Here is a 19998-nt window from a genome sequence, read left to right on the forward strand (position 1 = left end):
CAGATTTAGGTACGATCAAACCATCCAACTTCTGTAGCCCTATTTGGAACCTTAAGTACATAGGTGAAGAAACTGAATGCCATGAAAATGATGGAGTTATAATGTATGGAGGATTTCAATTGGATATTTCAGTTTCTGGGTCGCTTTCACCCACTTTTGGTCCATTTTCCGATAGGGCTTCTGGTCGTCGCCTTATTCCTTGAGTTGTTGACCCTGGGCGGAAAACGGCCCGGGCTTCGGGAAGGGATTCATTGGATGGTATATCTCGGGGCGGGCTTTGCCGTTCTATCCGCGGTATTGGGTTGGTTGTTGCGCACCCAAGACGATTATAGCGGTGAACTGGTCGATAATCATCAATATGTGGGCGTTGCGACCGCCGTTTTCGCGTTTATTACCGCCATACTTCTGCAAAGGACACTTAATGGGAAATTACCGGATTCCCGCACCTATAGATCCGGACTCATTATAACGGTCCTTTTATTGGCCGTTGCCGGGCATCTGGGAGCTAGCCTTACCCATGGCGAAGACTACTTGAGCAGTGCCTTACCGTTTAACAATTCCGCGTATGACCATAGTAAGGGTATAGCTTTGCTGGCCGAACTAAAGAATACCGATTCTATATCCGACGCACAGCAAGACGAACTCAATTTAGAGGTCAGGGCTATTTTTGCCCATAACTGCTACCAATGCCATAGCGAGAACAAACAAAAGGGCGAACTCGTGCTAGAAAATAAAGAAGGGGTGTTCAAAGGTGGGGAATCAGGTGTGGTCATAGTGGCTGGAAAGCCAGCGGAAAGTGAACTATATAAACGCATTTCCCTTTCCCCGAACGATGATGATGTAATGCCCAAAAAGGGAAAGGTTTTGAAGGATACCGAGATTGCACTTGTTAAATTGTGGATCAAAAATGGGGCGCATTGGTCGGATCAGGCTTTAAAAGTATTTCCTGAAGCGGAATTGGCCCTCGTCAAACCGGAATTGCCCGAATCCGGTAACGAACTACATCCCGTCGACAGATTAATGGATGCCTATTTTAGAAACCATGGTCTCGATTGGCCGCAGGTCGTGGATGACCGGATTTTTATTAGACGCGCCTATTTGGATATTGTCGGACTGCTTCCAACACCGGAAAAAATAACCGAATTCCAAAAGGATACGAATCCCAACAAAAGGGAAGCACTCATCAATACTTTATTGGGCGATACCCATAACTACACCCAACATTGGCTGAGTTTTTGGAACGACCTTTTACGTAACGATTACAGTGGTACCGGGTTTATTACGGGCGGACGAAAACAGATAACCGATTGGCTTTATACTTCTTTGGAGGCAAACAAACCTTATGATGTTCTCGTTAAGGAACTGGTTAATCCGACCGATGTTTCCGAAGGCTTTATCAAGGGCATCGAGTGGCGGGGGGTCGTGAATGCCAGTCAACGTACCGAAATGCAGGCGGCCCAGAACATTGGGCAGTCTTTGTTGGGAGTCAACGTAAAATGTGCTTCATGCCACAACAGTTTTGTAAGTAACCTTACGTTGGAGCAATCCTATGACTTTGCTTCCATTTTTGCCGATTCGGTACTGGAACTGAACCGCTGCGACAAACCCTTGGGGAAAATGGCCAAAGTAAATTTTTTATATCCCGAATTGGGCGATGTTGAGGCAGCGAGTGTTAAAGAGCGTTTGTCAAAACTTTCCGAAGTCATGGTAAAACCCGAAAATGGACGGCTCTATCGTACCATCACCAATCGCTTTTGGCAAAGGTTGATGGGTAGGGGCATTATCGAACCGGTAGATGAAATGGACAATGAACCCTGGAACGGGGATTTGTTGGATTGGTTGGCAGCGGATTTTATCGATGCGGGCTACGACCTCAAACAGTTGATCAAACGTATCATGACCTCCAAGACCTATCAATTGCCCACTGCGCATTATGGGAAGCAGTCGGAAATGAAATCAAATTATGTATTCGAAGGCCCGATATTACGCCGATTGAGTGCGGAGCAGTTTTCCGATGCGGTCAGCCAAGTGATTTCCCCGGTCTATTCCGCGGTGGCCTATAATCCCAATGGCGAAGAGCTATCCGCTAAACGAATATGGCATCCTGAAATGAAATTTGACCGCAATGTACTTCCTGAGCCCGGAAAAAGGTATTTTAGAAAGACCTTTACACTTCCGAACCGAATCATTGAAAGTGCCCAAGTATTGATTTCGGTCGATCATTCCTATGTACTTTACGTCAATGGCGAAAACGTATCAAAGGGCTCCGATTGGAAAAAAGTGGATAAACCTGAGGTAAGCCAATTTTTGAAAACCGGAAGAAATACTATTGCCATCGAAGGAGAAAATGAAGGAAGTATGGCCAATCCGGCCGGTATATTGTTTTCCATGGAAATCCGGTATGACACCGGGGAGCGTATTCGGGTCGATTCCGATGAGAGCTGGAAAAGCCTTGCGGATGCACCTACCGGGCGTTGGACCTCGATCGAATTCAATGATACTTCTTGGCGCGAAGTTAGAAACTACGGTACTTCAAATTGGGGCGAACTCGTGGATTTTTCTTTCGAGGGTCAAAACGGTGAATTTGCCAGGGCAAGCTTGGTGCAACAACATCCGTTCATGAAGGCATTAGGGCGGCCTAGCCGGGAGAACGTGACCACCTCAAGAGACGATCAGGCTACGCTTCTACAGGCCCTGGAACTGACGAACGGTGAGTTTTTTAACCATGTTCTGGAGGAGGGCGCCGGCCTCTGGTTGGAACGCTATGGTGATGACAGTGAAGCAATTATAACGGAACTCTATCGAAAATCGCTGGGCAGGGAACCCACGGCGGATGAAAGGGGGATACTGCTTGCTGTATTGGGCGATGAACCAAAGCGGGAAGCGGTACAGGATATATTCTGGTCCACCTTGCTTTTACCGGAGTTTCAGTTTATAAACTAAGCATATGGATACTCAAAATACACGTAGGGATTTCATTAAAAAAATGACGGCAGCAAGTCTTGCCGCCTCGGCGACCAGCATTCCCATGGCGAGCTTTTTGAGCTCTTGTTCAACATCGGTCCCGAAAATACCTTCAACCGCCGATACCGTTATCTTGCTTTGGATGGCAGGCGGCATGGCGCATACCGAAACTTTCGACCCCAAGGCCTACGTACCGTACGAAAAAGGGGTAGAAAGTAAAAGGGTGCTAAGTACCTTCCCTAAAATACCGACCGCAGTTGATGGACTTGAATTTTCCAAAGGTCTCGAATCCATAGGAAGCGTTATGGACAAAGGTGCCATTATCCGTTCTTACAAATCGGCCGACCTGGGCCACATTTTACATACCCGCCATCAATACCATTGGCATACCTGCTATGAGCCTCCACAATCGGTTCAGGCGCCGCACATAGGGGCATGGATTGCCAAGGAACTGGGTCCGGCAAATCCTGTTATACCCCCGTTTATTGCCATGGGGCAACGGTTTACCGTCGGTGAGGCCGAAGAATTGAAGGCCTTCCACTCCGCGGGTTTTTTGGGTACTGAATACGGTCCGTTTTTGATACCCGATCCATCCGGTGGGCTTGAAAGTGTTCGTCCGCCCCAAGGCATGTCGATCAAACGTTTCGAGGCACGCTATAAACTGTATAAAGAATTGGCCCATACAAGTAAGCACATGGAAAGTGGGAGCGATTACCAAAGGAAATCCCTAATGCGTTCGATGGAACAGTCGTATCGTCTGTTGAATTCTCCCGAGGCCAAAGTATTCGATTTGAGCGAAGAGCCGAAAGAAGTTTACGATACCTATAATACGGGCCGTTTCGGGCTAGGATGCTTGTTGGCCAAAAGATTGGCCATGAACGGCGGAAGGTTTATAAGTGTTTCTACGGAATATGAACCCTTTTTAGGCTGGGATACTCATGAAAATGGCCATACCCGTGCCGAGAAAATGAAGGAGATGATCGATAGGCCCATTGCCCAATTGATTAAAGATTTGGACGAGAGCGGACATCTGGATAGAACCTTGATCGTATTGGCCAGCGAATTCAGCCGTGATGCCATAATGGAAGGCCGGCCTGGGGAACAGGTAAAAGATCAAGTAGACCAGCCTGATATCATCGAAGACGAGAAGTTCTATGGCATGCACCGGCATTTTACCGACGGCAGCTCTATCTTGCTTTGGGGCGGTGGAATCGAAAAAGGCCTCGTCTATGGTAAAACGGCCGATGAGAGGCCCTGTTCCTCCATTGAAAACCCCGTGGTGATCGATCAGGTGCACCAATCCATCTATCACGCGATGGGCATTCACCCTGAAACGCAGTACACCATTGAGGGTAGACCCTTTTATACCACCCCGGACGGGCATGGTAAACCTATTCTAGATCTATTCGGAAATCCACTTAAAAAGGACACAAAAAAAAGTAGCGGATTTACTTAAATCTTGGTAACCTATAAAGACTTGCCCAGCTGAAATGGGTGCCAACGGGTAATACCCCAATGTTGAGCACATTAGTTTAATAGGCAGGGTATTGATGCCTGCTTCTGGGGCGAGCTGGAGCTATGCGATAACTAGGTAAGGCAGTAATTAAATAAAAACGTATTCGGAAAACCTCGAAGGGATTAGATCGGGACCATACACGCTCTATTTTCCTCCTGCGGGAAGGTTCCCTTTCCAGAATTTTTGCATAGTTTCCCTTAAGTGGTAGGAGGTGTTCTCCCGTTCATTAATGGAATGGGATCGCATGGGGTATGACATCATGGAAAACAATTTGTTGTGTTTGATCAATCGATCTACCAGCATTTCAAAACTTTGATAGTGCACGTTATCGTCCGCGGTACCATGGATGATCATCAGATTACCCTCCAAATTTTGGGCAAAGTTGATGGGCGAACCGTCATGATATCCTTCGGCATTATCCTTTAACAAACCCATATACCTTTCTTGATAGGTCGCATCATATAATCGCTGATCGGACACGAAAGACACGGCCAATCCCGTTTTGTAGATTTCAGGGTATCGGAACATGCAGTTCAAGGTCATTTGTCCGCCTCCGCTCCATCCCCAGATACCGACCCTTTCGGAATCGAGAAAATCATAGGTTTTCAGGATTTCGGTTGCAGCTTTGGACTGATCTTCCGACGCAAGGATCCCGATCTGTCCGTAAATGGACTTCCGCCAATCATTGCCTCTTGGCGTTTTTGTTCCCCTGTTGTCAACGCTCATCACAACATAGCCTTGTTGTGCCATATATTCGTCCCATAGACTGCCCCCGCCCCAATTATCTTGAACGGTAGCGCCCGCAGGTTCTCCATAGACATAGAACAATAACGGATACTTTTTCGAAGTATCAAAATCCTTGGGCTTGATCATCCAGGCATCGAGCACGTCATCGCCGATATCGACCTTTACGAATTCCTTGGGGTTAAGGCCTAGGGCATCGTACTTTTTCTTTAATTCGCTGTTATCTTCCAATATCCTTATTTCTTTGTGTGAGGGAAGGCTTACAAGTGAATATACGGGGGGTGTAACCGTATTTTCAAAAGTTTGAATGGCCCATTTGGCATCCGAGGAAATCTGATACCTGTTCTGTCCCGAATTGCTCGGTGGGGTAATCCGCTCCGCCTTCCCTTTGCCATCGATACGGCTTCTGTACAGATAGCGCTGGGTAAAATTATCGGGGGATGCTATATAATAAACATATCCTCCCTTGGCATCGATATTATCGATGTTCACGACATCGAATTCCCCTTTGGTGATTGGCTCTACCGTTTGACCGTCCCTGGAGACCTTGAACAGGTGCAGCCAGCCATCGCGTTCGCTGGACCAAGTGAAAAACTTTTCATTGTCGAGCCATCGAATATCGTCATGGATATCTAAGAATGCCTTGTCCGTTTCGGTCAGGATGTTGTTTATGGCCATTGAATTAGTGTCGCCCACCCACACCTTATTGGTATTCTGGGGGCGGTTCAGTTGTTGGACCATGACCTCGTTGGAATTGGGAATAAAATCCATCCGGGCCAAATAATTGTTTCTAGGATCGCCGGGGATAGCGAACCACTTGGTATCGCCTCCTTTTGACGAGATGACCCCCACTTTGACGGCGGAAAGGGTAGTACCCACTTTCGGATACGGCATCGGTAAGGGTTTGGAGTATATCGAATCGATATTGTCGATCATATAAAAGGTGCCGACCCCTTGGGTATCGGACTGCCAGTACGCTATATTTTCGCCGTCGGGACTCCATCGAAAACCGTCCCGGCAACTTAATTCTTCCTCATAGACCCAATCAAATGTCCCGTTAATGATGTTGTCGCCGCCATCCGTCGTGATCGGAAGTACTTTTTGGTCCGCAAGGTCTTCCACATAAATATTGAGTTCGCTCACATAGCCCACTTTGGACGCATCCGGAGAAAATTTTGCGAACATTAAAGTGGCTTCGGGTAACGATTTTCCCAGTTGCTGCAACGTATCGGTTTTTAGGTCCAATACCCAATAGTCGCCACGGGTATTGTAGCGCCAGACCTTTTTTGTATTGGTAAACACGAGCAGTTTGGTATTGTCCGCCGACCACTGGTAATCCGAAATTTCCAAGGGGGTCTTTTCAGTATCGGGTATCAATTGGGATGCGGAGACGAGAACGGTCCGTTTGCCCGATTTTGCGTCGTAGCGTACAATGTCACTGCCATCGACCTGTGAGTTCGGTTCCAGGGTCGAGTAACTGGTATTGTCCTGCATCCACCGGACCGGGCCAAAGCCTTTTTGCCCGTAGGTGCCATTTTTATAGATATCCGCAAGGGTCAGACTTGCCGTTTCTTGGGCGGTACTGTAAAAGCTAACGAACATCGCGATGAACAGTACGGACAGAAATTCTTTTTTGATCATTTTTTTTTGGTTTATGGGGATGGATTCAGCTGCCCTGATTTCCCCGGACAACATTTGACAGCAAAATTACGGGCATGTCCTAATTTTTCCTTGCCAATTTTTATAAATAACTACACTTTATTATACGATTACATCCAATTCCGAAAAAAGGATGGCTTGAATTTAGTAATTTTAAGCGTATCCTGTACAAATAAACCTAAGCCATGAAATCATACCCGAGTATTTTCAATGATGTTATCGGCCCCGTAATGCGTGGGCCGTCAAGTTCCCATTGTGCAGCGGCCTTGCGAATAGGAAGGATATGCCAGGATATAATGGATGGCGATATTGAAGATGTGTATATAGAGTTTGATCCGAATGGCTCTTTGGCTACTACCCATTCCGGTCAAGGTTCCGACATGGGACTATTCGGCGGATTTCTAGGTTGGGATGCGGACGACGATAGGTTGAAGGATTATGAACAGCACGTTGAAGATGCCGGGATAACAATTAAGATAGACATCCACGACATCGGTGCAGAACATCCGAATACCTATAAAATCACCCTAAAAAACAAAAAGGAATCGCACCAGGTCATCGGAATTTCTACGGGTGGGGGCATGATAGAGATAATAGAAATCGACCATGCGCCAGTTTCGATGATGGGCGGTTTTTTTGTAACCCTGCTTTATATCGATTCCGAAACCGATGTATATGGGGCCATCGCAGAAATGGATTTAGGTCAAACTCAACTCCATAAAGGGGTGTCCAATTTTATATCGGTGCACTCCAATAAAAGCCAGCAAAAGAAACTATTGAAGGAGATTTCCCCGTTCGAGAAAATTCTATCCATAAAAACGATAGCTCCCATACTTCCCATCAAATCAAGAAAAGACCTTCAAGTGCCTTTTATCACGGCAGAAGAAATGTTGGAATTTAATAGCGAGAAAGATTTGAAGCTTTGGGAACTGGCCGTTCAATACGAAAGCATTAGGGGCGATATATCACAAGAAGAGGTCTTCGACCGAATGGGTAAAATTGTAGATATTATGGAAAATTCCATAAAATCGGGATTACAGGGCACCTATTACGATGACCGTATCCTCGGGGCGCAGTCCCTATCCTTTAAAAGGAATTTGGAGCAGAAGAAACTCGTTCCTGGCGATGTTTTGAATAATTCCGTGATGTACACCTCCGCAATGATGGAAGTCAAAAGTTCAATGGGCGTCATTGTAGCTGCCCCTACCGCCGGATCTTGTGGTGCGCTGCCGGGCACCTTGATCGGTACGGCACATACCTTAGGTTTGTCGAGGGATGTACTCATCAAAGCCATGCTGGCCGCAGGGCTTATCGGGGTTTTTATTACAGAACATGCCACCTTTTCCGCAGAGGTCGGGGGATGTATGGGCGAATGCGGTTCAGCCTCCGGGATGGCTGCGGCAGGGGTCGTTGTATTGAAGGAAGGTAACCTGGCCCAATCTTTGGCCGCGGCGTCCATGGCTTTGCAAAGTTCATTGGGATTGATTTGTGATACTATCGGGGATAGGGTCGAGGCACCTTGCTTGAACCGAAATGTAATGGCGACCTCTACCGCAATATCCTGTGCCAACATGGCTCTCTCGGATTATGATCAAGTTATTCCCCTAGACGAGGTCATAGAAACTATGAAGCGGGTGGGCGATGCCATTCCCCATACGCTGCGATGTACGGGCCTGGGGGGACTGGCCATAACAAAGACCGCCAAAAAAATCGAGGCCGGCCTGGCCCGGTTCAAGGAGGATCGAAAAACAGGGGCTTTTAAATACTGCTGAGGACAAAATGTAGCTGCCTAAATTTTTTATTTCCTCGCATTATTAATACCAAGCACATGCTGCTTTTTTTGCTGGGATACCGCTTAGGGGCGGTTTTGAACTGAGTGTAAGTAACCGCTATTCCAGAAATGGTTTATCTATCGAAGGGCTAGGCTGCGAAAACCATTCGGGCCCTTCGGAGGTCATGTGCACACAATCTTCAAGACGTACCCCGAACTCCCCTACAATAGAAATATTGGGTTCTATACTAAAGCACATCCCCGGTTCCAGCAGTCGTTCGTTTCCCTTTAATGCATTGCCCCATTCGTGGCCGTCCATTCCGATACCGTGACCGGTTCGATGAGGTAGTCCGGGCAATTTATAACCGGGGCCGAAACCGGCATCGGTAAGCACCTTTCGGGCGGCGGCATCTATATTGCCGAGCGGCTTGCCCAATTGGGCGGCCGCGAATCCCGCCGCTTGGGCTTTTTTCTCCAAATCCCAAATCTCTTGTTGGCGTTTCGTCGGTGCGGCACCGAAAACAATTGTACGGCTGATATCGGATTGATAGCCTTCTACGGCGCAACCGCAATCCACCAGTACCACATCTCCTTCTTTTAAGGTCTGGGGCTGGGTGCTGCCATGCGGAAAAGCCGAGGCTTCGGCAAAATTGGCTAGGGCGAACTCGTGGTAGGCACCCATGTCGGCATGGGCCTTGGCAACGGCATTGCTGAAAACCGAAGGGTTCGATCCAACTTCTAAACTGCTGAGGCCGATTTGAATCGCACGGATGGTAATCTCGGTAGCTTTTTGCATAAGGGCAATTTCGGAGGCGGATTTTATTATCCTACAGGGAATCGTAATCGAATCCCCACTTACCAATTCCAGATTTGGCCCGGCTTTTTCAATTCCGTTAAAGATAAAAAAGCGCGTGCGTTCCTCGATACCGACCTTGCCAGCGGAGACACCGGCATCCTTTAAAGCCAGAACAACTTGGGCATACGGGTTTTCATCTTCTTCCCAACTATATATTTTTGAACCTACCTTCATAATTTCCTTTACCCTTGGCTCTTCAAAAGCAGGACATACATAGCTGATTTCACCGTTGGCCGGAATAATCGTTACCATGGGGCGCTCGCTGGGCCACCACGATAGTCCCGTGAAATATTTTAGGGAAGTCCCCGCATCCAACAGCAAGGCACCGATTTTCTGGTCCTGCATCAACTGCTGGGCTTTACGGATCCTGCTTTGTATTTCATCCACGGAAATGGGCGCAATGCTTTCGACCATGGAGGTGACTCTTTGATCGGTCATTTTTTGGTCGCTTTTTTCTGGGGTGTTCGCGCAAGCGTTAAGTCCTGTGATAAAGGCTGCTCCCGCCCCGATTGTTGTAGTGTTGACGAATTTTCTTCGGTTCATTTTCTAACTATTTATTTTTGTTTTATTAATGGACAACAGCGTCAGGATAAACCCAACCAAAAGTATGGTCATGGTACCCAGAACTATGGTGAGATTGGTATGAAAGGCACTTTTATAGTCCGACCAGGCACCTTTGAAGAAAAGGGGCGATAGGCTCATCCATCCTATTACGAGTAAGCCACAAATGACCCCAATAGCGGCATAATTGCTTTTCACTTTTCGGGAAATAAATCCCAAAAGAAACAGGCCAAGTATTCCCCCGCTGAAAATAGAGGAAAGCGCCCACCAGGCATCCAAGGCACTTTCTACGCCGTTCAATGCCGTTCCTGCTACGATACCGATGCCTCCGATCAAGAACGAAGCCAGAAACAGCACCCGCATAGCCGCCTTTTGTGATGCATTGGTATTGATATATCTTTTATAATGGTCGGTAAGGATGACCGTTGCCGAGCTGTTGATACTGGTGGATATGGTACTCATTCCCGCAGCAAAAATAGAGGCTATCAGCAATCCGGTAATACCGGTCGGTAAAGCGGTCACTATAAAATAAGGGAAAATCTTATCCGCATTTTCCATTCCCTGCAATTCTGGTGAAAGCAGTTCGGGCATGGCCTGATAATAGGAATACAGTGCCGTACCGATAAAGAAAAACAACAGGGATACCGGAATGTACAACAGGCTACCGAACAAGGTCGACGAGACGGCCTCCTTATTGTTCTTGGCGCTAATGTACCGTTGGATATAACTTTGGTCGATACCAAAATTTTGAAGGTTGATAAACAGGCCGTAAACCAAAATGAGCCAAAAGGTAGATTCCACAAAGTTGAACTTAACACTCCCCAAACTGAATTTATCGGCCGCCGATGCAATTTCAAAAACTTGTGCAGGGCCTTCCGGCATCGAAAAAAGGATAATGCCCAGACTAGTCAATGCGCCGACAATAAGTACGATGCCCTGCACCGCATCCGTCCATACCACGGCCTCAATGCCCCCGAACATGGCATAGATGACCACGCTGATTCCCGTAACCACAACAATCAAGGGAATACTCCATCCGAACAAAGCATTCATGGGGAGTGCCAAGAGATAGAGAATGGAGCCAATTCGCGCCACTTGGGTCAACAGATAAAAAATGGAGGCATAGATTCTCGCCCAAAGTCCAAAACGTTGTTCCAGATAATAATAGGCAGAGTCGCTTTTTAGGCTTCGGTACAAGGGCACGAAAAACTTTACGGCAATCAAGGCCGCCAAGGGTATGGAAAGGCTGAATACAAAGCCGTTCCAGTTTGATAAATAGGCGTTACCGGGCAATGCCAAAAAGCTGATACTGCTGACAAAAGTGGCAAAAATCGACATCCCGATAGCCCATGAAGGCAAGCGCCCGCCACCAGTAACATAATCGTCAGTCGTTCTTTTTTTAAAGGAAAAGGATATGCCAAATAGGACGATGGCCAACATATAGACCAGAAAAACTATCAAATCGATAATGGGAAGATCCATTTACTTTAAATTTATTAGGAATATTTGATAATAACTTTCCTTGGTAGCTGTCACTTTTCGATTATAGGCCAAAATTTTACCATCGTTTGACCAATTGATATTACTTAATTCACCGCTTTTATAATCCCTTTCAGGGGAAATTTTCTTGGTATTCCCTGTTTTTATCGCTGTCAAATATACATCTTGATGATAACCATAGGCCAAATAGTTGCCTTTTGGATCGATACTGAAGGACGTTTCCAAGGAGAAATCATTTTCAGTCATTTGTCTTAGGGCACCACCGTTAGGGGAAATCGCGAATATTTGAACCATTCCGGTGTCATCCTTCATGGGAAAGAAAATTAGGGAGCCATCGGGCAGGCTACGAATCCATTGACGTGGTCCTTGTACGCCGGGAAACTTGCGGTCTTGGGTCCGCGTCAATCTCCGTTGGTGAACGCCTGCGGGCGGTTCCGGTCTTGTAGATTCGGTACCGGAAATATGGGGAATATCCTTGGCATCGATTAAAGGATCAGGCAGATCTGCTACAAAAACTTCTGTAATCGTTTGGGATGTACCATCCCTGACATCCCCTAAAAAAGCCAAAGCCTTATTTTGGACTTCCCCTTTGGCATTCAAATAGCCCTCCGTGCCGATCCATCCTTCTTCGTAGGCCTTGCTCATCTCATCGGAACCGGCCCGGGGAAATTCAGTCACTGTGGCAACAACCGTTGCAAACCGTTCTCCGTCAAAATTCTCGAAGGTATCGTCATCGGAAACTCGAACGGGTTTTGAAGGAACCATAACGCCTATCGTTCTCAGGTCCTTGATAGTGGCATCGGTCTTGGCCAATTCCGCCATTAGGCCATCGTTGTACGTAAAACTGATCCATTGGCCGTCGCCGCTAATGGAATAGGCGTGGGTGCCTCCCCGCAATGCGCCCGGTGTAAACGGAGGGGAAATATCCCTGGCATCTAATCTAACGGGTTTCGAAGTTTCAAAAGGGGCAACGGAAACTGCTGTTCTTCTCGTAAAAGTATACGGCCTGACCGAATCCGCATTCGCCAGGCCGTGGATAAAAACCACTTCATTTGTTTTCGGATTGAAGACGGCGGCCCCCACCCCAGGGCCAAACTCGTTTTTGTCGGTAGCGGTGTAGACGTTCCTTATCTCCCTGGTATTTACATTTACCATTCCGATACTGCCGTTCTTGATGATTTGCGTGTCGTCATTCCTATTGTCGAATACGATCCATCGGTTGTCGGAAGAAAACACTTGGGCCTGGTTCAAAAAATAGCCCCTATTTCCCTCCGTTAGTTGCTGTTCTTTTATGGTATCATACTTTTCCAAACCTTTCAGCTTTTGCTTCTTATCCATTTTGCAACCGCAACATAATACACCGGAAACGGAGCACATAAAAATAAATAATTTCGGGCTTGTTCGTATCATTGCATATCTAGACCGTTAATCTCAAATTCGTTATACCCTTTATGGACTTCTTCCTATAGTATATCTAAACTGGACATATCCCTTTGTTTTAATTCCATTTTCGGTAATTTACAGAAATTTCAGACTATCGATAAAAATATCGACTATTTGCTCACAAGATACCTAAACTTGTTCGCGAACAAGTTTGAACGAGTTTATTAAACCTCCTGAAAACTATTTCCATTCGGAATGTTCCAATATACTTTTATTATCGATTTTTCACGGTGAGATATAAAAGCGATTCGATGGCAATCAAATTATATTCACTAGATTTAAAAATCTTATTCAATTTGAAGGTGAACTTTTGGGAAATTACTTGAGACAAATGATATGAAAAGAAGAAATTTTATAGTCATGTCACCTGCCATTACAGTGGGCGTTATAAGTTTGCTGAACTGCAAACAAAAAAAAACCTCCTCTAAGACAGATATTGACATGGATAAAGTCGTTGCGGAGGCAAGAAAAAACTGGGCGGGCAATTATTCCTATAAGGCCAAAACACTGCGAACGCCCAATACCGTTGAAGAACTTCAAGACTTGATAAAAGAATCTGTGAAACAGAAAGCTTTGGGTTCCAAACACTGTTTCAATAATATAGCCGATAGTCCAACAGAGCAAATATCGACAAAGAACCTCAACCGATTGATCAGTATAGACGAAGATGCCAAGACCGTGACGATAGAATCGGGCATCCGCTATGGTGAACTGGCGCCCCAATTACAGGAAAAAGGCTATGCGCTGCACAATCTGGCATCCTTGCCGCATATCTCCGTTGCCGGCGCCTGTGCAACGGCCACCCACGGATCTGGGGTAACGAATGGCAACCTTCCCAGTGCGGTAACCACCATTGAACTGGTAACCGCGGATGGTCAAATTGTGGAGCTGAATCGGGAACAGCCCGATTTCTACGGGGCGGTTGTCGGTCTTGGGGCCTTGGGTATCATAGCACGGATGACCCTTGACATAGAAAAGACCTACAATGTTCGGCAAGACCTTTTTCAAAACCTTCCGGTCGCTGAGTTACAAGAGCATTTCGACGAAATTATGTCAAGCGGTTATAGCGTAAGCCTATTCACCGATTATCAAAACGATACCGTAAGCCAAGTATGGGTCAAGAGTAGAACGGATCGGAAACTAAAGGATTTTGGCTCCTTTTACGGGGCATCTGCCGCTACCAAAAAACTTCACCCCATAACTGCGATGCCCGCGGAAAATTGTACAGATCAAATGGGAGTCGAGGGGCCGTGGTATGAACGTCTTCCCCATTTTAAAATGGGCTTCACGCCCAGTAGCGGCAAAGAGTTGCAATCTGAATATTTTGTAGCGAAGGAAAACGCGGCGGAAGCCTATATGGCATTGGTGGGCATCAAGGATGTAATCTTTCCGCAGCTGATGATTTCCGAAGTACGCTCCATCGCGGCCGATGACTATTGGATGAGTCCCTGCTATAAAAGGGATTGTGTCACTTTTCATTTTACATGGAAACAAAATTGGCCACAGGTGCGAAAAATACTTGGCCGGATAGAAGAGACACTCTCCCCATTCGGAGTGCTTCCACATTGGGGCAAAATGTTCACTTTGGAACCCGCAACCTTATATTCCCGCCATAAAAAAATGGATGACTTTGTACTATTGGCAAAAAAATACGATCCCAAAGGAAAATTCAGGAATTCTTTCCTAGACCTGAACGTCTATCGGACCTAGCTTCCTGAAAAAAAACAGGATTTTACCTTGCAGTCCAGCCCCCATCTACGGTCAACATCGACCCGACCATATAACTTCCGGCGTCACTTGCCAAGAACAATGCCGCGCCCTGAATTTCGGGTAGTTCGCCCCAGCGCGCCAAAGCCGTGGCGCCCACAATAAAGTTTTTCGCTTCAGGCGTATTGGCGATGGGAATGTTCATCTCCGTCAAAAATGGACCGGGGCAGATAGCATTAACATTGATGTTGAACGGTGCCAGCTCCAATCCTAACGCTCTGGTCATTTGTACCACGGCCCCTTTGCTTGTGGCATAAGGGGTTCTGTTTGCAAGGCCGACTAAGCCCAAAGTACTGGCCATATTTATGATTCGGCCGTTACCCTGTTTTTTCATATGCGGTGTAACCGCTCTCGAAACATTCCAGGTGCCATCCACGTTCACTTTCATGACCTGCGAAAATTCATCGCTTGTCAGCTCGTCTATGGCACCCCGAATATTGATGCCCGCACTATTGATCAGAATATCGAGTCGTCCGAATTCATCGATTATGGCGTTGACCGTTTTTTCGACTTCCTTTAAATTGGTAACATTTGCAGCGTATGCCTTGGCCTTGATTCCGTAGTCTTTGTGCAATTGTTCAGCGGCTGCTTCACCCTCTTCTAGATTTCTGTTCAAAAGGGTGATATTTGCCCCGGCCGATGCGAGACCTGCCGCCATGGCGTATCCAAGCCCTTTGGAGCCGCCTGTAATAAGTGCACACCTGTCGGTTAGGTCGAATAATTTTATTCCGGGTAAGCGTGTTTCTGTCATACTAATGTCTTCAAAAATTCATAATTTTTATTTAAACCCATAATTCGCCTTGGCGTAGTTCAAACAGGTTCGATTGTTCTCCATTTCTATACGCAGTTGTTCATCGGTAGGTTTATCCGATAAGACTGGCAATGTTTTTTCTGATTTCTGATTTCTGATTTGGTTTAAATAGACGGCGAAATCGGGTGCGGATATTTGGTCAAATGTGGTCCAATACTTTTTGGTAAGACACGGGATCTTCAACGGATCACGGGTAATCATCTCAAGATTGAACCGAATATCGGGATTGTTTTTTTTGATAATTGCAATCATGCCCTCGATATCCAGATGCCCTTCCCCAAAATTTACTTCCGAAAGAAGAAACCCATCTTCATATTCTGCTACGGCCATATCTTTCAAATGGACCGAAAAGGAATAAGGCGCAAGCTTTTCGACCACATGCATCGGATCTTCCAAAAGCGAAATGTTATTACCGGTGTCTAAGGTTACCCCGATCCATTCGCTGTCCAACAACTTTAAAATTTCGATGAATTCGTCGGCCCTCCAATCCTTATGGTTCTCAACGGCGAGCTTTACCCGATGCTTGCGCATAATAGGTTCGGCCCGTTGCATGGCCTCGATGGAGGCTACCTTGAACTTTTGAAAGGCATCCATGGTATCAAAGGTTTCGTATCGCCTTCCTGAAAGACAGGCGGTTCTGAAGATATCGATTCCTGTTTCCTTGGCTGCCATGACCTCTGATTCGTAGCGAGCCAGATCGGTCTCGTTTTTGGGAAGGCTTATCTGTGCTTCTAGGAAAACACCGTAATCTTCTTTTCGTTTTCTTACTTTTTTTGAAAACTGCGAATCCCATCCCCCAACACCCACCTGCATTCCACCAAATCCCAAAGAATTACAATGGTCGATCATTTCAAGGGCATTGGTAAAAGGTGGATATTTCGTACTGGGTAAATTTCGAAAACGTCGGATCATATAAGAGGCGTCCACGACCCCGAAACGGGTTTCTGCGAAAGCGGGGGATAGATGAGGTACGAACGGCAACGAAAATAAAAGGCTTGCCGCTGATGAGGTCTTTAAAAATTTTCTTCGTTCCATGAGCAACGTGTGTTCTTAAATTAAGGATACGAAAACCAATGTAACATTTTTTAAAGAATAAAAGATTCTATATCACGAAACTAACGGAATTATATCCCATAACTAGAATAGTTTGCGAAATTGTCAACTTTTATTTTGTTAGCTGATGCAAAGATAATTTCTTACTTTCGGAAAATAAGACGGATTTTTTTAAAAAGCAAACTACCAAATATGTCAGATAAAAAGAAAAAATTGAGGAGTGCCGAATGGTTCAGTCCCAAAGATCCAAAATCAGCGTTTATACATCGGTCATGGATGCGCAACCAAGGCTTGCCCACAGATTATTTCGAGGGACGCCCGGTAATCGGTATTTGCAATACCTGGTCGGAATTGACCCCTTGCAATGCCCATTTACGCGACTTCGCCGAATTCGTTAAAAAAGGAGTGTTAGAAGCTGGTGGCGTACCCTATGAGTTTCCGGTTACCAGTTGTGGCGAGATTTTGATGCGGCCGACGGCCATGCTTTTTCGAAACTTGGCAAGTATGGATACCGAAGAAAGTATCCGTGCCAACCCTTTAGACGGCGTGGTGCTCTTGACGGGCTGTGACAAGACCACGCCATCAACGGTAATGGGTGCTTGCAGTGTAGATCTTCCGACCATTGTGGTGCCTGGCGGACCCATGCTAAATGGAAAATATAAAGGGAAGCGCATCGGTTCGGGAACGTTTGTCTGGCAATTGAAGGATAAGATCAAAAACGAGGGTTTCACTCCCGAAGACCAGATCGAGGCTGAAATATGTTCGGCCCGAAGTGCAGGACATTGTATGACGATGGGTACGGCATCTACCATGGCCTGTATGGTTGAATCGCTCGGCCTGACCTTGCCAGGTGCAGCCGCTATTCCTGCAGTGGACTCGCGAAAAAAAGTAATGGCCCAATTATCGGGTAGGCGTATCGTCGAGATGGTAAAAGAAGACCTTAAAATATCAAAAATTCTGACGAAGGAAGCTTTTGAGAATTCTATAAAGGTAAATGCGGCCATCGGAGGGTCAACCAACTTTATCATTCATTTACTTGCTATTGCGGGTAGGGTAGGGGTCAAGTTGGATTTAAAGGAATTCGATACCCTGGGAAGTAAGATTCCACTTTTGGTGAACCTTATGCCCTCAGGTCCCTATTTAATGGAGGATTTTTTCGATGCGGGAGGATTGCCCGTTGTTATCAATGAAATGAAAAAACACCTTCATCATAATGTGATTACCGTCAATGGAAAGTCATTGGTAGATAATAATGATGGTGCCGAATGTTATAATGACCAGGTCATTGCCAAACTCGATAAACCCTTTATGGAAGAGGCCGGAATTGCAGTGTTATACGGAAATCTTTGCGAAAATGGTGCTGTAATCAAACCCTCGGCCGCTACTCCGGAACTGATGACGCATAAGGGCAAGGCCGTTGTTTTTGAGACTATCGAAGACTTTTTGCAATCCGTCGACAACCCTGATTTAGACATTGATGAGCATAGTATCATGGTGTTGAAGGGTGTCGGACCCGTGGGATATCCCGGTATGGCCGAAGTGGGCAATATGGAAATTCCCGAAAAACTCCTAAAAAAGGGAATCAAGGATATGGTACGTATCTCCGATGGCCGAATGAGTGGCACCGCTTTCGGTACAGTGGTGTTGCACGTGTCGCCTGAATCTTCCGTAGGTGGTCTTTTGGCTTTAGTAAAATCAGGAGATCAAATCATCTTGGATGTCCCCAATCGAAAGTTGCATTTGGATGTCGAGGATGCGGAACTTCAACAACGAAAAGCGGAATGGACACCTTCCACCCCGCCCGTGGATCGAGGATATACCAGTCTATATACAAAACATGTTCAGCAATCACATCTAGGCGCCGATTTTGATTTTCTCGTGGGAAAATCCAGTGCCGATGTGACCCGCGACGCCCACTAAAAGTCCAACCATGCTAGCCATTCTTTTACTCGTTTTAAGTGTAGTTTTTATTGTCTTGTTGACCGCAAGATGGAAGGTGCATCCGTTTTTGGCCCTGCTCGGGGCCTCCCTGTTCTTCGCCATCTTTTCAGGAATGTCCTTGGAAACCATCGTGGAATTAGTCAACGGGGGCTTTGGGGTAACCCTCGGAAAGATAGGTATCGTCATTGTTCTCGGCGTCATCATCGGTGCCTTTTTGGAACATTCCGGAGGTGCTTATAAACTTGCGGAAGTCGTGCTTAGGGTCATCGGGAAGAAACGGGTACACGAAGCGATGGGTATCGTCGGATTTATCGTATCGATTCCCGTATTTGCCGATAGTGGTTTTATCATTTTGAATCCCCTGAACAAAAGTTTGACCAAAAAAGCGGGACTCTCGGTCGTCGGCACTGCTACGGCTTTGATATTGGGCCTGATGATAACCCATGTTCTGGTACCCCCGACCCCTGGCCCCATTGCCGCGGCAGGAATCATCGGCGCTGATGTAGGTCTGGTCATGTTGGTCGGGTTGGTCATCGGTATGCTTTCGCTGATCGTGGCCGTTATCTATTGTAAAAAAATGGGATCAAAAATTTATATCGACCCGAACCCTGATGTAACCGAAGAGGTTATCGCCGAAAAAATGAAACAGGCGCCTAGTGCGTTTAAGTCTTTTTTACCGATTTTAATCCCGATTTTACTGATTGTGGGGAAGTCGATTATGGAATTTAGTATCGTCGAGGGGGAAGAGGTCTCCGGTCTGGTCACGTTTATTTCTTTTATCGGATCACCGATCATCGCATTGATTATCGGCATGCTGTTTTCTTTCTTGCTTCCCAAAAAATGGGACAATGAAATGTTGGCTACAACGGGCTGGGTAGGCAAGGCATTGGCCGATGCTTCGAATATTATATTGATTACCGGTGCAGGCGGTATTTTCGGTACCGTACTTCAGAATAGCGGCATTGCCGATGTTCTGGCCAGCTCTTTGTCAGGTGCGAACCTCGGTATTTGGCTTCCTTTTTTGCTTTGCGCGGCGATCAAGACCGCACAGGGATCTTCAACGGTCGCCCTGATTACGACGGCTTCCATCGTTGCCCCGCTACTGATTACCATGGGTTTCACGACCGAAATCGATAAGGCTCTGGTAGTTGCCGCAATTGGGGCCGGCGCCATGGTAGTATCCCACGCGAACGATAGCGGGTTCTGGATCTTGACCCAGTTTTCGGGTATCGATGTAAAGACCGGATATCGCGTCTACACCCTCGGAACTTTTATTGTCGGAACCTTTGCTGCATTTTTGGTTTTCTTGGCCTCTTTTATTTTGTAATTTGAACAGTCTTTAAGCGTAGGTTTAAAAACAAGGTAAACTGAAAATCAGTGTTTTTAGGAAGCCGGGTTTTTAAATATGAATT

General features: G+C 46.4%; 12 protein-coding genes. 6 read left to right on the top strand and 6 right to left on the bottom strand.

The features are described from left to right. The first annotated feature begins 105 nt into the window (after nt 1–105). Both BLT07_RS04815 and BLT07_RS04820 read left to right on the top strand, forming a co-directional pair. Nucleotides 106–2943: a DUF1549 domain-containing protein gene (locus BLT07_RS04815; RefSeq protein WP_091866308.1), complete on the top strand. Its 2838-nt coding sequence runs from the start codon at nt 106–108 to the stop codon at nt 2941–2943. A gap of 4 nt (nt 2944–2947) precedes the next feature. Continuing rightward, complete coding sequence (locus BLT07_RS04820; protein WP_091866310.1) at nt 2948–4420, top strand: DUF1501 domain-containing protein; 1473 nt, start codon at nt 2948–2950, stop codon at nt 4418–4420. Nucleotides 4421–4624: 204 nt separating this feature from the next. Here BLT07_RS04820 and BLT07_RS04825 read toward each other — a convergent pair whose 3' ends face one another. Beyond that, entirely contained in the window at nt 4625–6865 is a 2241-nt protein-coding gene (locus BLT07_RS04825) for a S9 family peptidase (RefSeq protein ID WP_091866510.1), read from the bottom strand. Nucleotides 6866–7068: 203 nt separating this feature from the next. Here BLT07_RS04825 and BLT07_RS04830 point away from each other — a divergent pair, with 203 nt between their 5' ends. Next, a complete protein-coding gene (locus BLT07_RS04830; protein ID WP_091866312.1) occupies nt 7069–8655 on the top strand; it encodes an L-serine ammonia-lyase, iron-sulfur-dependent, subunit alpha in 1587 nt (528 codons plus the stop codon). Between the two features lie 117 nt (nt 8656–8772). Here BLT07_RS04830 and BLT07_RS04835 read toward each other — a convergent pair whose 3' ends face one another. Genes BLT07_RS04835 through BLT07_RS04845 form a run of 3 tightly spaced genes read right to left on the bottom strand, consistent with a single transcriptional unit; the run spans nt 8773 to nt 12909 of the window. Beyond that, a complete protein-coding gene (locus tag BLT07_RS04835; RefSeq protein WP_091866314.1) occupies nt 8773–10053 on the bottom strand; it encodes a M24 family metallopeptidase in 1281 nt (426 codons plus the stop codon). Nucleotides 10054–10056: 3 nt separating this feature from the next. Next, nucleotides 10057–11553 (bottom strand): sodium:solute symporter family protein, encoded by a 1497-nt coding sequence (locus tag BLT07_RS04840; RefSeq protein ID WP_091866316.1) that lies wholly within the window; start codon nt 11551–11553, stop codon nt 10057–10059. Further along, the gene (locus tag BLT07_RS04845; protein ID WP_175455260.1) at nt 11554–12909 is read right to left on the bottom strand and encodes a DUF3748 domain-containing protein; all 1356 of its coding nucleotides are present in this window, start codon (nt 12907–12909) and stop codon (nt 11554–11556) included. Between the two features lie 441 nt (nt 12910–13350). Between BLT07_RS04845 and BLT07_RS04850 the strand changes: the two genes are divergently transcribed. Further along, complete coding sequence (locus tag BLT07_RS04850; protein WP_091866320.1) at nt 13351–14724, top strand: FAD-binding protein; 1374 nt, start codon at nt 13351–13353, stop codon at nt 14722–14724. Nucleotides 14725–14746: 22 nt separating this feature from the next. Here the strand turns inward: BLT07_RS04850 and BLT07_RS04855 are convergent, their stop codons facing one another. Together BLT07_RS04855 and BLT07_RS04860 are read right to left on the bottom strand one after the other, a co-directional pair. Further along, nucleotides 14747–15532, bottom strand: a complete 786-nt coding sequence (locus BLT07_RS04855) for an SDR family NAD(P)-dependent oxidoreductase (protein WP_091866322.1) — start codon at nt 15530–15532, stop codon at nt 14747–14749. 27 nt (nt 15533–15559) lie between these two features. Further along, a complete protein-coding gene (locus BLT07_RS04860; RefSeq protein ID WP_091866324.1) occupies nt 15560–16627 on the bottom strand; it encodes a sugar phosphate isomerase/epimerase family protein in 1068 nt (355 codons plus the stop codon). A gap of 210 nt (nt 16628–16837) precedes the next feature. Here BLT07_RS04860 and BLT07_RS04865 point away from each other — a divergent pair, with 210 nt between their 5' ends. Beyond that, nucleotides 16838–18565 carry an IlvD/Edd family dehydratase gene (locus BLT07_RS04865; protein WP_091866326.1) on the top strand — a complete coding sequence of 576 codons (1728 nt, stop codon included), beginning with the start codon at nt 16838–16840 and terminating at the stop codon, nt 18563–18565. A 10-nt stretch (nt 18566–18575) separates the two neighbouring features. Then, nucleotides 18576–19913 carry a GntP family permease gene (locus BLT07_RS04870; protein ID WP_091866327.1) on the top strand — a complete coding sequence of 446 codons (1338 nt, stop codon included), beginning with the start codon at nt 18576–18578 and terminating at the stop codon, nt 19911–19913. Nucleotides 19914–19998 lie beyond the last annotated feature (85 nt).

This window comes from Pricia antarctica, assembly GCF_900101815.1.
GTDB classification, from domain to species: domain Bacteria; phylum Bacteroidota; class Bacteroidia; order Flavobacteriales; family Flavobacteriaceae; genus Pricia; species Pricia antarctica.